The sequence below is a fragment of the Litorilituus lipolyticus genome (assembly GCF_006439335.1).
Taxonomy (GTDB): Bacteria; Pseudomonadota; Gammaproteobacteria; order Enterobacterales; family Alteromonadaceae; genus Colwellia; species Colwellia lipolytica.
In genome coordinates this window covers 128,665-143,096 of record NZ_SAWY01000001.1, presented here as the reverse complement: position 1 = coordinate 143,096, position 14,432 = coordinate 128,665, and the positions used below count along the sequence as shown (strand labels likewise).

The window sequence follows — 14,432 nt, the reverse complement described above, 5'->3', positions numbered from 1 at the left end:
GAAAGCTCCGTTTTTAATTTCAATATAGTCAGGCTTTAATAGCGTGTTATTTAAAACTTTATTAAGCTTTCACCCCTAACTCTCTTAAGCGCTCTAATAAATAACTCGCTTGTGTGTGCTTTTCAGAAAGAATAACTTCACTGCGCGGGTGTAAAAATAGGGGTAATGAAATACGAGATTTATCACTGCCTTTCCCTGATGGGTTAATTACTCTGTGACTGGTTGACGGGAAGTATCCACCAGAAGCTTCTTGTAGCATATCGCCAATGTTGATGATTAAGTTACCAAAGTCGGCAGGTACATCCATCCATTCGCCATTTTGTTGTTGTACTTGTAAACCGGGCTCATTTGCGGCTGGTAATATTGTTAATAGATTAATATCTTCGTGTGCAGCGGCTCTAATGGCACCAGGCTCTTCATCACCTGTTAATGGCGGGTAATGTAAAACGCGTAAAAGGGTGTTTGGCGTATCTTTTATCATATTCGATAATGCTTCAGAATACTTTTCAGATACATTTGCAGGGCTATGTGCTTCAACCCAGTCCAATAGTTCTGCAGCGAGCTCAGATGTAGACTGATAATAGGCCAGTATTTCATCTTTCAGTTGGCTAGGGATCCTACCCCAAGGATAAATATGGTAATACTCTTTAATATCTTTTTTACTATGCCCTTTGGCGTTTTCTGATACTTCTGGTGAGAAATAACCATCTTGTTTCTGTGGATCAAAGGCAAAACTGTGTTTTTCTTCTGTTTGAAAAAATTCATGCCAATTTTTATAAATTGACTCTACCAAGCTTTGTTGAATAGGGTGATTGACTAAAACACCAAAGCCAGTAGTTCTAAGGCTCTCTACAAATTTTTGTGGTGCATCTTCAGCAGTATAATCTACAACTTGTACTTGCATAGTTTTCTCATAATAAATTCTTGACCATTTGGTAAGGTTTATTTTACTGGATTTGATAAATAGTTCAACTGTGTTGATGTAAACATGTCATTATCAAAAAACTCTCTTAATTCTTTGATCGTAAATATGTTATTGACAGAAGTTAAGACATTCATATAGAAATACTAGGTAAATATCGTTAATATTTCGCTCAATGCTTTGGTTTTAAAGGGAATTAACTCTTATCGATGAAATGTGTTCTTTGTTGTGTTGGTTAAGCATTACAAAGCACTATACGTTTAGTTATGTTTCGTAAAAGGGGTATTTCCTTTGAGTAAAGAAGTTAAGTTTAAAGAATCTGAAATTCTTCTATCGACCACAGATTTAGATAGCCGAATAAAGTATGCTAACAAAAGTTTCTGCGATATTGCAGGCTATTCGTTAGATGAAATGAGCAATAATCCGCACAACATGGTACGACACCCTGATATGCCTAAGGCCGCCTTTAAAAATTTATGGGGCTTTATTCAGTCAGGTAAATCATGGATGGGACCCGTTAAAAATCGCTGTAAAAATGGTGATTATTATTGGGTTAATGCTTTTGTCACCCCGATAAAAAACGAACGTGGTGAAATATTTGAATACCAATCAGTCAGAACAGCTCCTGATAGACAAGTGGTTAATCGAGCTGACGCTTTGTATGAGCAGCTGAACCAAGGGAACACCCCCAAGAAAGTTAAGTTTCAAACAGATATTTCCTTATGGGTTCAATTACTTTTACTTGTTATTGTTGTTTTATCTACATTAGCTATTTTTACCTCAGAGGCAAGTTTATGGCTATCGATATCTAGTCTTTTTGTTTCTTTTATTGCTTTAGTCATCTTTTCTTTTTGGCGCAAAAAATATGTAGAGGTTGTCAATCAGGCAAAGTCGGTATTTGATAATCCTTTAATGAGTTATATTTATTCTGGTAACAATGATGATATTGGCGCAATTAGTCTCGCTCTTAAAATGAGACAAGCTGAATTAAATGCGATTGTAGGTCGCGTTAGTGATGACTCTGCTTCGATTAGTGAGACAGCTAAAGAGTCCTCTGACAGTGGTAATAATGTGGCTAATATTTTAAATGATCAAAAGTGTCAAACTGAACAAATAGCCACGGCCATTAATCAGATGTCGTCAACCGTTCAAGAGATAGCTCAAGTCGTTGCTACGGCTTCTACTAGCGCACAAGAAAGTTTGGATATCAGCAATGATGGGCAAAGTGTCGTGAAAGAGACCATTGTTGCTATCAGTGAGCTGACAGAGCAATTAACAGAAGTTGAAAGTGCAATTAGTCGATTAGTCAGTGGTAGCCAAGCAATTACTACAGTTCTTGATGAAATTAGCAGTATTGCCGATCAAACAAACTTACTTGCATTGAATGCTGCTATTGAAGCGGCTAGAGCAGGAGAGCAAGGTCGAGGCTTTGCCGTTGTTGCAGAAGAAGTCAGGGCACTTGCGATGAGGTCGCAACAGTCAACGGAAGAAATAAGTAAGCTGTTAGCACAACTTCAAGTTGAGTCAGATTCAGCCACATCGGCGATGAATAAAGGTAATGAGCTATCACAAAATTGTGTTGAACGAGTTAATCAAACAGGCGATTCTTTAACTAATATTACAGCGGAAGTCTCAGAGTTAGCGAATATAAATATTCAAATAGCTACTGCTGTTGAAGAGCAATCTGTGGTTGCTGAGCAGATCAATCAAAACATTATCACAATAAGTGATATGTCGGCAGAAAGTGAAGAGCACGGTAAACATGCTGTAGTTTTAAGCCAAAGCTTGCTAGAGCGATTAAACCAACAACATAGCTTGGTTAAGCAATTTAGAAAGTAGCACTCTAGGCGCTTATGGTTATTAATAGGTAATTCAAGGGGGCGAAAATCACCTTGTCAATAAGGGTAAACTTTGTCGTTTAATGCGAAAAGTTTACCTTTTTTATATATTACTACTTGTTAGTTCACTAACTCTTTAACGATTAACTTAAGTAAAAACGTCTCTCGTTCAATTGACATGCCCTTTTTATTACTGTGCGCTATAGTATGTTCGTTATGAGCTATAGCTTCATGAATGTTTATCCACGTTGGATGCATGCCATTAGCTATTTCATGACTTTCTAGTTCTGGATTGAGTAGCTCATCATCAATGGTACAGGTGTAGCAATATGACACCATATGAACAATATCAAAATCATCTTTATACCAAGGGCGGTACTCTTCATACTTTCCAAAGGCTTTTATATGATTGATATTGTGCGCGCCTGTTTCTTCTTTTAATTCTCTAACTAAGCCGCATATATTGGTTTCATGTGCATCTATACCGCCACCGGGCAAACTGTAATCATGGTAACGTTTGGTATAGAGTAAAAGGATATCTTCCCCTTTTAAAACAACCGCTCGGCTGGCTTTTCGGGTAAATTGTGACGCTGATAAATCAGTAATATCAGCGTGCGTTGTCGTTTTTAGTAAGCGCATAATTACAAGTTTGCTTTGAGTGTTATCACCGCGATATTACCTTTTGCTCCTGCTGCTAAAAAAGTATTGTTATCACTGGCTAACGTATAAAAGCCTTGGTCTGTTGTTGATAAAGTCGGCGATTTTATAGTGTTTATAGGCTTTTGGCTATGACTTGGTCTTTTTAAAACTTGCCAGTTGTTACCATTATCAAAGGAAATATCTGAACCGAGCTTCCCTGTGCTGATACAGATGGTTTGCTGACACGTCATAGCGGTTCTTAAGCCGTGATTACCTGTATTTGTGGTTTGCCATGTATTGTTTCTTAGTTGGGCAGTATTGTGATAACTGCCGTCACGGGTTAAATAATCCCCTCCGAGCACAAAGATTTCATTAAGGCTGTTTTTGCCAAGGGCATAGCCGCCAGAAGTTTGAGTTGTTTGATGAATCGGCACAGCAGTTCGTTGCCAAGTTTCTCCATAATCATCACTATGATATACCCATGCAGAAAAGCCACCTGTGGTAAACCATGCTTTGCCATTTTTACCCGTGATTAACGTGTTACCACTGGCAGCAAATGCGGCTTCTTTTTCTTTTAGTGCTGGTAAATGCTGTTTATTGATCCTCTGCCAAGTTTTCCCACCATCTATGGTCTTTTTAATGACGAAATAACCATCAATAGGGTCACCCATCAATAAACCTTGCTGATTGTCCCAAAACGCAATGGAATCAAAAAAGCCCTGCTTATGTGGTGTTTGGTAAATAGCGTGCCAACTATTACCACCATCAATGGTTTTAAAAAGCGTAGATAGCTCACCTGAGCCTGCTCCCATCACAATAGCTGTTTGGCTATCGAATAATGCAATATCTCGAAAGTCAGTGATTGTGCTGTGATTCACTGATTTATCATGCCAAGTTTTCCCACCATCTTGACTGACAAAAACGGTATTATTTGAGCCAGACACCCATAATGAACTTCCCATCATGGCACTGCCACGTAGTGAAGCATTTTTAGGGAGTTGTGTTAGTTGCCAGTCTAATGTGTTTTCGCAGGCGTGTGCTATGTCGGCAAATGATGTGGCTAGTAGTATTGTGAGCTTCGCAAAAGTGCGTAGAATTATCGATTGCATGGTAGATATCAATTATATTTTTATGGTTGTTAAGGAGCCATCTTACCGTTTTAAATGGTGATATAAAATATACCAAGCTAAAGGTTTAGCATTTTTTGCTATGCGTTTAGTTATCTAAAGAACCAGCTGAAAAGAACTAGTTGATAGTTTTGTTAAGCGATATGTGCTTTCAAATAATCAACTAAGGCGTTAATTTTTGGTGAGCGCTGCCTATTAAAAGGATGTACCGCCCAAACATCTTCGTCGGGCTCTTGGAATTGGCTGAGTAGAGTGACTAATTTCCCAGCTTTTATTGAAGGCTCCACATAGTAATCAGGAAGTTGTACTATGCCAATGCCTTTTAATGCTGCATCTAATAATGCTTGCCCATTATTACATCGCAAAGTACCAGAAACGCGCATATTCACCTCTTTTGTGCCCTCATTAAAGCGCCAGAAATCTCGGGTACCTAATAAGCAGTTATGGTGTGTTAACTCAGATAAGGTATGAGGAGTACCAAACGCCTGTAAGTAGCCTGGCGCAGCACAAAGATAAATTTTACGTTGAGTGATTTTACTTGCCATTAAGCTGGAATCTTTTAGTTTTCCTAACCGAATTGCCAAGTCATAACCTTCATTAACCAAGTCAAGTTGATGATTTGTTAAGTTTACATCTATTGAAATTTCTTTATGGCTAATTAAAAAATTGTTCATGATAGGAAGAATTTTTTTTTCACCATAAGTTGCTGGTGCCGTGAGTTTAATTTTACCTTGAGGTTTGCTTTGTAAGTTAACAATAGCACGCTCTGCTTCTTGCAAGTTATTTAATACTTGTTTGCAGTGCTGAAAAAAGACCTCACCTTCAAAGGTTAAAGATACTTTTCGAGTGGTTCGATACAAGAGCTTAATATTTAATTTTTGCTCTAACGCGGTAACTTGTCGACTCACTTGTGCCGTTGAAATAGCCAGCTTTTTTGCTGCTTTAGTAAAACTGTTGTTTTCTGCCACCGCAACAAACTCACTAATACCTTGCCATTCCATATTGTTACCTATATGTAAAAGTTATTTGTTAAAGTGGTATATTATCATCTGTTGTGAAATAAATATAATGACAATATAGTCAGCTTAGCCATTAAGTTAGTTTGAGCTAAGCTTATGAGAATATATTTTTGCTAAGTAAATTATTAACCCTATTCAAGGGAAGTGGAGTTAACTATGTCAGATCAGTTTATTAAATCGAGAGCCGCAATTGCTTGGGGCCCAAATCAACCATTATCTGTTGAAGAGGTTGATGTTATGTTGCCGAAGAAAGGTGAAGTGTTGGTAAAAATTATTGCTTCGGGTGTGTGTCATACCGATGCTTTTACCCTATCAGGTGAAGATCCAGAAGGAATATTCCCGAGTATTTTAGGTCATGAAGGTGGCGGTATAGTTGAGCAGGTTGGTGAAGGGGTAACTAGTGTAAAAGTGGGGGATCATGTTATTCCACTTTATACACCTGAATGCGGCGAATGTAAGTTTTGTTTGTCAGGTAAAACCAATCTTTGTCAAAAAATTAGAGAAACGCAGGGTAAAGGTTTAATGCCTGATGGCACAACCCGTTTTTATAAAGATGGTCAACCTATTTATCATTATATGGGCTGTTCAACATTTTCAGAATATACTGTCTTGCCTGAAATATCTTTAGCAAAAGTAAATCCGTCGGCACCACTTGAAGAAGTCTGTCTTTTAGGTTGTGGTGTTACTACAGGTATGGGCGCTGTGATGAACACCGCGAAAGTAGAAGCAGGTGATACTGTTGCTATTTTTGGTTTAGGTGGTATTGGTTTATCGGCTGTGATTGGCGCCACTATGGCTAAAGCATCACGCATAATCGTGATTGATATTAATGAATCAAAATTTGATTTAGCGCGAAAACTAGGCGCAACTGATTGTATTAATCCAAAAGATTACGATAAACCAATTCAAGAGGTGATTGTTGAGCTAACCGATGGCGGTGTGGATTATTCCTTTGAATGTATCGGTAACGTAGATGTTATGCGCTCAGCTTTAGAATGTTGTCATAAAGGTTGGGGTGAGTCGGTGATTATTGGGGTTGCTGGTGCAGGGCAAGAAATATCGACAAGACCATTTCAGTTAGTAACTGGTAGGGTATGGCGAGGTACTGCTTTTGGTGGTGTTAAAGGCCGTTCAGAGTTACCTGATATTGTTGAACGTTACCTTGCTGGTGAGTTTAAATTAGATGACTTTATTACCCACACTATGGGCTTAGAAGCAATTAACGAGTCTTTTGAGTTAATGCATCAAGGTAAGAGTATTCGCAGTGTTATTCACTTTGACAAATAGTAGCGAGCAATATTGATTCGCATAAAAAGGGTTTAATATGATTGATAATATAAGTAGTAGTAAAGTATTTTCAGGTTGGCACAAACAGTATAGCCATCAATCGAGTGTCCTTAACTCTGCGATGCGCTTTGCAATTTATTTACCACCACAAGCAAGTGAAAGTCAGAAAGTGCCCGTGCTTTATTGGTTATCTGGTTTAACTTGCAGTGATGAGAATTTCATGCAAAAAGCGGGAGCATTTAAAGCCGCTGCTGAGTTAGGTATTGCCATTGTCGCGCCAGATACTAGCCCTCGAGGTGAAGAAGTAGCTGATGATGATGCCTATGATTTGGGACAGGGAGCAGGCTTTTATGTTAATGCCATTCAAGCTCCTTGGCAGCAACACTATCAAATGTATGATTATATATCTGCTGAATTGCCTGAGTTAATTGAAGCAAATTTTCCTGTGTTGTCAGACAAAAGCATTGCTGGACACTCTATGGGTGGGCATGGTGCTTTAGTTATCGGCCTGAGAAACCCTGAACAATATAAATCTATATCGGCGTTTAGCCCGATCTGTAACCCTATGAATTGCCCATGGGGAGTAAAGGCATTTACTGCTTATTTAGGTAGTGATAAATCACTTTGGCAACAATATGATGCCTCAGCGTTAATTACTCAACATAATGTAAAGCAGCCGATAATGATTGAGCAAGGGTTGGCAGATCAATTTTTAGCAGAGCAACTTAATATTGAACAATTTGCTGATGCAGCTAAAAAGGCAAATTACCCCGTAGAGATTAATCAACATGAAGGGTACGATCATAGTTACTATTTTATTGCGAGTTTTATTGAAAAGCATTTAGCTTTTCATAGTAAGGCATTACTAAACCAATAGTATTTAATTCAATTTAATTTTTATTAACTTAACGCCTAGTATAAATGACCATGACTTTACTAGGCGTTCATTCTGTTCAATCCCTCTACTGTTCTTCAGTATCTTCTTGAAAGATTTCTTCAATGGGCATTTTAAATAGCCTTGCTGCTTTAAAGGCTAACGGTAAACTGGGATCAAACTTACCTTTTTCAATGGCATTTATCGTTTGTCTTGAAACATTTAATGCATCGGCAAGCTGTGCTTGAGTCCAGTCTCTTTCTGCTCTGAGAACTTTTAATCGATTTTTCATTGGTACTTCCTGTGACCTTTGATATTAGCAATAAGGTAAGTGATCGCCATAACAATCACGACATGAGAAATCTCAGGTTCAGAGTTGATTAGTTTTATATCTTCAAAAAGCTCATAACTTAGCCCAAATACTAAGCCAACACCGAGAGTAAGGCCCATAGCTTCTAACATAATTTTACGTTGCATTTCGTCAAGATCGATAAGGTATTGCCTATTTGCTAATAACATACCTAGACCTGCAGCTATATTAAGTAATACGCCAATAATTGTTAACGTGGTATTAAAATCCCAAATGAACCTTGGTGCAAAAGCTGCGATTGCCATTGATATGACCCAAGCTGCTGTCCAAAACATGAGTTTTTTTGTGTTTTTTTGATTTACCGTGGTGTAGTTTTTAACTTTATTCATTGGTAAAGCTCCTTTGATTTAATGTAAAGTTGACTTTACTTTACTTTAGGGCGTGTCGGAATGAATGTCAAGTGTATTTTACATAAAGTATGGTTTTGTACTCTTTTTGTCAAGGCTATACAAATCAAAAATATAATGACATTTTCAAATATTTCTCGAAATATATGGTTATTTCACTATACTTTTAGGTGTTGCTGACTTCAGAAGGACTTGATTAATGAAGATACTTGTTGTTGATGATATGGCGTCTATGCGCAATGTAATGGTTCATATGCTAAAAAGCTTAGGTCATCATAATAATGATGAAGCTGAAAATGGCTTGCAAGCTTTAAAAATGCTTAGACAAAGTCACTATGATTTATTGGTTACTGATTTACATATGCCAAACCTAAATGGTAAGCAATTACTTGAAAAGGTTAGGGCGGATCAAAAACTGCATGATTTACCAGTGCTTATGGTAACGAGTGAAGATGATAGAAGTGTTGTGATGTCACTGATTGCTGAAAAAGTGACTGGTTTTATCGTAAAGCCTTTTAAATTAGAAACATTGAAAAAACAGTTAAGCAAAATTAATTATCAGAAGGTAGCGACAGTTAATGCTTAATAAAGATAGGCTAGTGTTACACTAATTAGTGTCATGATGAGCAATTATTTTTCGTTTCAGCTAATTTTTCTTGTAATGTTTTTCTAATCTTTGCCAAATCTTTTTTCAACCAGCTTACTAAGGCTGTGCTATCCATAGGTTTTGCAAAATAGTACCCTTGAACCAGATCTACACCCAAGTCTGAAACTAACGTAAAATCTTCATAGTTCTCAATACCTTCAGCGACGGTGTTTAGGGTTAAATCTTTAGCTAAATTTACTGTGCTTTTTAAAATAGCCAGCTGCTGGGGCCTTGTAGCTACATTATCTACCAGAATCCTATCGAGCTTTAATTCAGTGGCAGGCACTCTAGAAAGTTGTTGGGCGTTTGCAAACCCTGTACCGTAATCATCAATTGCTAATTTAAAGCCAGCTAACCTTAGCTTAGCAAGAGTTTCGATGGCACTTGATACTTCACCACAGATAGCATTTTCTGTGACTTCTAATACTATATCCTTTGCATCAATTTGATAATGGTTAACTTGTTGTGAGATTTTCTCTGCAAGATCGCAATCGGAAAGTGATAGCGGAGATAAATTAAAGGCTAAATGAAAGTTTACCCCGTGCTTACGCCAGTTAGCTTTTTGCGCTAAGGCAAGTTCAAATAGGTAATGGGTTAACTGAGAAATAACATTAAACTGCTCAGCCGCAGTAATAAACTCTACTGGTGAGACAAAACCTAGTGTTGAGTGCTCCCATCTAGCGAGTGCTTCAACGCCCTTTAATAATAAGCCTTTGCAAGTAAGTTTAGGTTGGTAAAATAAGGTGATTTCTTTATTCTGAACACCTTGCAAGATATCTTCTTTTGTCAGACGATTATAAAGGGTATGGCTGTCTGTTTTTACTTTCCTCGTTGCAAGCATCTTTAAACTTGTTTCGAGATCTTTAACTTGTAATGGTTTTTTGAATGTACCTAATACATTTAAACCATCCGACTCAGCCATAGTGCCAATACTTAAAATTAAAGATGGATCTTTTGAACTAAGAATAATGACAGAACCAGCAAGCTCATCTTTAGCAATTTTTCTAGCTAATTCAACACCATCCATCACTGGCATTTCTAAATCAATAAACACTAAGTCATATTGTGTGAGTTTTAGTTTTTCAATAGCGACTAGACCGTTTTCAGCACCATGCACTTGCTGTACTTTCTGCTCAAGGCACATGTTGATTACGTGGTTACGTTGTACGTTACTATCATCAACAACTAGGATACTCAGAGAGTTCATATAGTCTTCCGTTAAGTTAATATTTTACTAATGCTGCTATGTCATTCAAGTCAACAATTTGCTCCGCTGCGCCGAGTTTAATGGCTTCTTTAGGCATCCCAAAAACAACACTAGAACTTTCATTTTGTGCAATGGTTTTACAACCAGCCTGTCTCATTGCCAGTAAACCTTTTGCCCCATCATTTCCCATTCCTGTCATTATGATGCCTGTTGCATTTTGTTTAACATTATCTGCTAATGATTTAAACAGAACATCTACTGATGGGCAATGTCTATTTACTGCTGGCCCTTCAGACACAATAGTAATGTATTGCGCACCAGAGAGTTTTACTTGCAAATGTTTTCCTCCTGGCGCTATTAAGGCTCTACCAGGAATAATCCTATCACCTGAGCTTGCCTCTATAACTTCAATATCACATATAGAGTTTAGTCTATCTGCGAAAGCTTTAGTAAATTTTTCAGGCATATGCTGTACGACGACAAGCCCTGGACAGGTGGGTGGTAATGCGCTGAGTACTGTTTCAAGGGCAATAGTGCCACCAGTAGACGAGCCAATACCAATAACGCTGTCAGTTGTTAGGGTTATAGACGTTAGTTTAGGCTCTACGAGTTCTTGGTTGCTTTGCGCTGATAGCGAGTGTGCTTTATGTTGCGCGTTAAAATAGATATTTGCAGATGCAGCAGCGCGAACGATGTTTTTAATCTCATTGCCTGTTTGCTCAAGAAAACCTTTAAGACCAATTTGAGGCTTAGTGATGATATCTACAGCCCCAGATGCTAAAGCACTTAGTGATAATTCAGTACCTTTTTGCGCTAATGAAGAACAAATGATCACTGGGGTCGGTCGCTCAGCCATTATTTTTTTAAGAAAAGTAATGCCATCCATTCTGGGCATTTCAATATCAAGTATGATGACATCTGGCCATTGTTTCTGCATTTTTTTAAAAGCAAAAATAGGATCATTCGCTACGTCATAAACTTCAATATCATCTGAACTATTCAGGATTTGTGATACAACCTGCCTAACAACAGCAGAGTCATCAATTATCATGACGTTAATGGTCATTGTGCTCTACCTTGTTTTGTTGATATTGCTGAAGTTCTACATTACCAGTGGCCAGATCAAAGATGATCGAACGTGATACATTGCCAAGAATTTCTATTTGTTTAAATTTTAGTTGATAAGATTTGGCCCATTGCTTGGTAAAGTGAGCATTTTTTTCACCTACTGTTGGTTTAGAGCGAGAAGAATACATGTTAGCTCCACCAAAGAGTCTTAATTCGAATTCGTTTAACGGTGCGTACTGAGACATTTCTTTCATTAAAAATGTTAAAGCGCAGTCACCGTACCGATAATTTTGGACTTTTGCTTTATGTTCTTGTTGATGATTGGCAATTAAAAAATGGCAAATGCCACCCACTTTCAAGTGTGGATGCCATACCGTTACTGCAATACATGAACCGAGTATTGTTCTAACAATAAGTGGCTTTTCAGTGAAAATGATTTCACCTGGAGATAATAAGGTGATGTCGCTATTTCGTGCTGTTACCATTTATACACCTTTTTATCTGAATTTTTTAATTGATAAACAGCAGGTTGGATTGGTTCAAAATTATGCTGTAATCCGTGTAGTGTTTCAGAGTGGCTGATAAACATGTAACCAGCGGGTTTTAGCTTTCTACTAATACTATTAATGATATGTTGTCTAGTATCATCATCAAAATAGATCATGACATTTCTAATAAATATAACGTCGAATTGCTCTAATTCATCCATAGGGTTAATTAAATTAAAGCGGAAAAATTTCACTCTTTCCCGTAAAGAGGGTTTAACCCGTATATAACCTTCAAATTCATCAATACCGCGAGAGCAATATAGCTTTTTATAATTCTCAGGTAGTTGCTTTGCTCTGTCATTAATATAAATCCCTTTTTGTGCATGGGCCAGAACCGACTGGTTTACATCTGAAGCAGAAATTGACCAAGGAGCGTGATATTTGTCGCTTAATAGCATTGCGATACTGTAAGCTTCTTCTCCAGTTGAACTAGCAGCACTCCATATTTTCAACTCTTTATTACGACTTTGTTCAGGTAGAATTACTCTTTCTAAAAAATCAAAGTGTTGCTGCTCTCTGAAAAAAAATGTTTCATTGGTGGTAATTAATTCAAGTGCTATTTCAAGCTCTTGAAAATTATCTGGTAAGTTTATGTATTGAAAATATTTGTCAAAAGTTAAGTTTTGAGTGTGTAAAAGGCGTTTTGATAAGCGATGACCTAGCATTAAACGTTTTTGCTTAGACAGGTGTATACCCAACTTAGTTTGAACTAATTGTTGAAACAGTATAAACACCTCAAATGAAGGTGTTGTCTCAATAACGCTTGGACTATAGGTACTTTGCATATTGGCAGATTGAATCTTTAATCAAAGTTAACGAACTTTTCGTCATCACTGTCTTTGCTTGATGAACTATGCACCTGACTTGCCCTGTTATTTTTTTCAGACGGTTTTTCTTTATAATAATCTTTCGAAGTAGACGGGTTGTTAGGGAAACTCTCATTATATTGGCTAAAAGTATTGTTTGGTTTTGACTGTTCTACCTCGTCAAAGCGAAAATAATTTACGGAATCTTGAAGTTGAACTGCCTGAATGTTCATTTCTTCTGAGGTTGCACTTAATTCCTCTGAGGCTGCAGCATTGTGTTGCATGGTTTGGTTTACTTGAGCAATGGCTTCATTGATTTGATGAACACCACTGGTTTGCTCTGAGGAAGCCGCGGCAATTTCTTGTACTAAATCTGCTGTTTTGTTAATCGAGGGCACCATATCTTGAAGTGAAGTTCCTGCAACCTCTGCACGTTTAACACTTTCTTTTGCCAGTTCACCAATTTCTTGAGCGGCAAATTGACTTCTTTCTGCCAATTTACGTACTTCTGAAGCAACCACCGCAAAACCTTTACCGTGATCTCCTGCTCGACCTGCTTCTATAGCAGCATTTAAGGCTAGCAAATTAGTTTGATAAGCAATGTCATCTATGACACTAATTTTTTCTGCAATTTTTTGCATTGCCTCTACTGTTTCAATAACTGCTTTTCCACCTAAAGTAGCTTCATTTGAAGCTTGTTGCGCCATACCATTAGTGATGCCAGCATTTTCATTGTTTTGAGCTATGGATGCTGACATTTGTTCCATTGAAGCTGAAGTTTCCTCGACACTTGCAGCTTGAACGGATGCTCCTTTTGCAATTGTTTGCGCTGTTGAGTTCACTTGTGTAGATGCTGATGCAAGGGCATGAGAAGAAGCCCTAACTTCGTGAATAATCGATGACAGTTGTTGCTTCATGTTGGAAATACTAAAGAGCAATGACTTTTTGTCATGTTTAGCTAAGCTTATATCAACACTTAAGTTACCGTTTGCTACCTGGTTGCACACATGGGCTGCGTAACGAGGATCTCCACCTAAAGTTTTAAATAAATCGTAGAAAATGATGATCATTAAGCTAATTAAAATTGTGGCAATAGTTGCGGAGAACCAGATAAGCGCTTGTTTATCTTGATGGTATTCTTCTTCCATCATTTGATTAGATGATATGATTAATGATTTAAATGATTTTTCGGTTTGTTCAGCAAGACTGCTCATACCTTTACTTGCTGGCCTGTCAACGCCACTAACCAACTTGTCAACTTTCTTACCCGTTAATTCATCACTTTGGTCAAAGGTTTTTAATGCCTTTAAATAAGCTGATTTCAAATTGGCATGCTCATTTTTAACTTTTTCTAAATCACTGACGTTTAGGTTTAGTGCTCTGGCTTTTTCTAGAGCATTTTCGAGATATTTTTGTACTGTGTCTGAGTTTTCCGAAAACCTTGCTGAATATTTATTATATTGATTAGCGTCATTGCCTCGAATAAGAATGTTTTTCCATTCTTGTACTTGTATTTTAAAGATAACATGAGCATTTGTTATGTCTGTTAAAATGTTGACGTTTTGTTCTATTTCAATAAGTCCTTTTGCTGTTGATTTATGAAATTTAGATAACTCATTCAATGACTCTAAGCTTAATAGTGTGAGTGAAGATGCGACTAAAAAGCTGAGAAAAATAATTTTTGCTTTTAAGCTTATTTTATCTAACATTACCCAGTCCTCTGATATGTAAATT

At 37.4% G+C, this 14,432-nt stretch carries 15 protein-coding genes; 4 read left to right on the top strand and 11 right to left on the bottom strand.

The annotated features are described in order from the left end of the window. Positions 1-61 precede the first annotated feature (61 nt). Complete coding sequence (locus tag EPA86_RS00690) at positions 62-904, bottom strand: isopenicillin N synthase family dioxygenase (RefSeq protein WP_140600874.1); 843 nt, start codon at positions 902-904, stop codon at positions 62-64. A 309-nt stretch (positions 905-1,213) separates the two neighbouring features. On the opposite strand from EPA86_RS00690, the gene EPA86_RS00685 reads away from it, so the two are divergent. Then, on the top strand, positions 1,214-2,761 hold the full coding sequence (locus EPA86_RS00685; protein WP_140600872.1) for a methyl-accepting chemotaxis protein: 1,548 nt from the start codon (positions 1,214-1,216) through the stop codon (positions 2,759-2,761). A 119-nt stretch (positions 2,762-2,880) separates the two neighbouring features. Here the strand turns inward: EPA86_RS00685 and EPA86_RS00680 are convergent, their stop codons facing one another. The 3 genes from EPA86_RS00680 to EPA86_RS00670 form a co-directional block, all read right to left on the bottom strand. After that, complete coding sequence (locus EPA86_RS00680) at positions 2,881-3,399, bottom strand: NUDIX hydrolase (protein WP_140600870.1); 519 nt, start codon at positions 3,397-3,399, stop codon at positions 2,881-2,883. 2 nt (positions 3,400-3,401) lie between these two features. Further along, positions 3,402-4,508: a YCF48-related protein gene (locus tag EPA86_RS00675; RefSeq protein ID WP_140600868.1), complete on the bottom strand. Its 1,107-nt coding sequence runs from the start codon at positions 4,506-4,508 to the stop codon at positions 3,402-3,404. 152 nt (positions 4,509-4,660) lie between these two features. Then, entirely contained in the window at positions 4,661-5,527 is an 867-nt protein-coding gene (locus EPA86_RS00670) for a LysR substrate-binding domain-containing protein (protein ID WP_140600866.1), read from the bottom strand. A gap of 174 nt (positions 5,528-5,701) precedes the next feature. Here EPA86_RS00670 and EPA86_RS00665 point away from each other — a divergent pair, with 174 nt between their 5' ends. After that, the gene (locus tag EPA86_RS00665) at positions 5,702-6,832 is read left to right on the top strand and encodes an S-(hydroxymethyl)glutathione dehydrogenase/class III alcohol dehydrogenase (RefSeq protein ID WP_140600864.1); all 1,131 of its coding nucleotides are present in this window, start codon (positions 5,702-5,704) and stop codon (positions 6,830-6,832) included. A gap of 37 nt (positions 6,833-6,869) precedes the next feature. Next, positions 6,870-7,709, top strand: a complete 840-nt coding sequence (gene fghA / locus EPA86_RS00660; protein WP_140600862.1) for an S-formylglutathione hydrolase — start codon at positions 6,870-6,872, stop codon at positions 7,707-7,709. Positions 7,710-7,794: 85 nt separating this feature from the next. Here fghA and EPA86_RS00655 read toward each other — a convergent pair whose 3' ends face one another. Beyond that, complete coding sequence (locus tag EPA86_RS00655) at positions 7,795-7,998, bottom strand: helix-turn-helix transcriptional regulator (RefSeq protein ID WP_140600860.1); 204 nt, start codon at positions 7,996-7,998, stop codon at positions 7,795-7,797. Then, positions 7,995-8,405 carry a hypothetical protein gene (locus EPA86_RS00650; protein ID WP_140600858.1) on the bottom strand — a complete coding sequence of 137 codons (411 nt, stop codon included), beginning with the start codon at positions 8,403-8,405 and terminating at the stop codon, positions 7,995-7,997. The genes EPA86_RS00655 and EPA86_RS00650 overlap by 4 nt, the downstream gene beginning before the upstream one ends. Positions 8,406-8,622: 217 nt before the next feature. Here EPA86_RS00650 and EPA86_RS00645 point away from each other — a divergent pair, with 217 nt between their 5' ends. Next, positions 8,623-9,009 (top strand): response regulator, encoded by a 387-nt coding sequence (locus EPA86_RS00645; protein ID WP_140600857.1) that lies wholly within the window; start codon positions 8,623-8,625, stop codon positions 9,007-9,009. Between the two features lie 31 nt (positions 9,010-9,040). Here the strand turns inward: EPA86_RS00645 and EPA86_RS00640 are convergent, their stop codons facing one another. The 5 genes from EPA86_RS00640 to EPA86_RS00620 are packed head-to-tail and all read right to left on the bottom strand — an operon-like array spanning position 9,041 to position 14,407. Then, positions 9,041-10,276: an EAL domain-containing response regulator gene (locus EPA86_RS00640; RefSeq protein ID WP_140600855.1), complete on the bottom strand. Its 1,236-nt coding sequence runs from the start codon at positions 10,274-10,276 to the stop codon at positions 9,041-9,043. 16 nt (positions 10,277-10,292) lie between these two features. Further along, a complete protein-coding gene (locus EPA86_RS00635; RefSeq protein ID WP_140600853.1) occupies positions 10,293-11,342 on the bottom strand; it encodes a protein-glutamate methylesterase/protein-glutamine glutaminase in 1,050 nt (349 codons plus the stop codon). Further along, entirely contained in the window at positions 11,332-11,829 is a 498-nt protein-coding gene (locus EPA86_RS00630) for a chemotaxis protein CheD (protein ID WP_140600851.1), read from the bottom strand. Before EPA86_RS00630 ends, EPA86_RS00635 begins: the two co-directional genes overlap by 11 nt. Next, positions 11,823-12,677 (bottom strand): CheR family methyltransferase, encoded by an 855-nt coding sequence (locus EPA86_RS00625; protein ID WP_140600849.1) that lies wholly within the window; start codon positions 12,675-12,677, stop codon positions 11,823-11,825. Before EPA86_RS00625 ends, EPA86_RS00630 begins: the two co-directional genes overlap by 7 nt. 17 nt (positions 12,678-12,694) lie before the next feature. Further along, positions 12,695-14,407 carry a methyl-accepting chemotaxis protein gene (locus EPA86_RS00620; protein WP_211664882.1) on the bottom strand — a complete coding sequence of 571 codons (1,713 nt, stop codon included), beginning with the start codon at positions 14,405-14,407 and terminating at the stop codon, positions 12,695-12,697. Between the last annotated feature and the right edge of the window lie 25 nt (positions 14,408-14,432).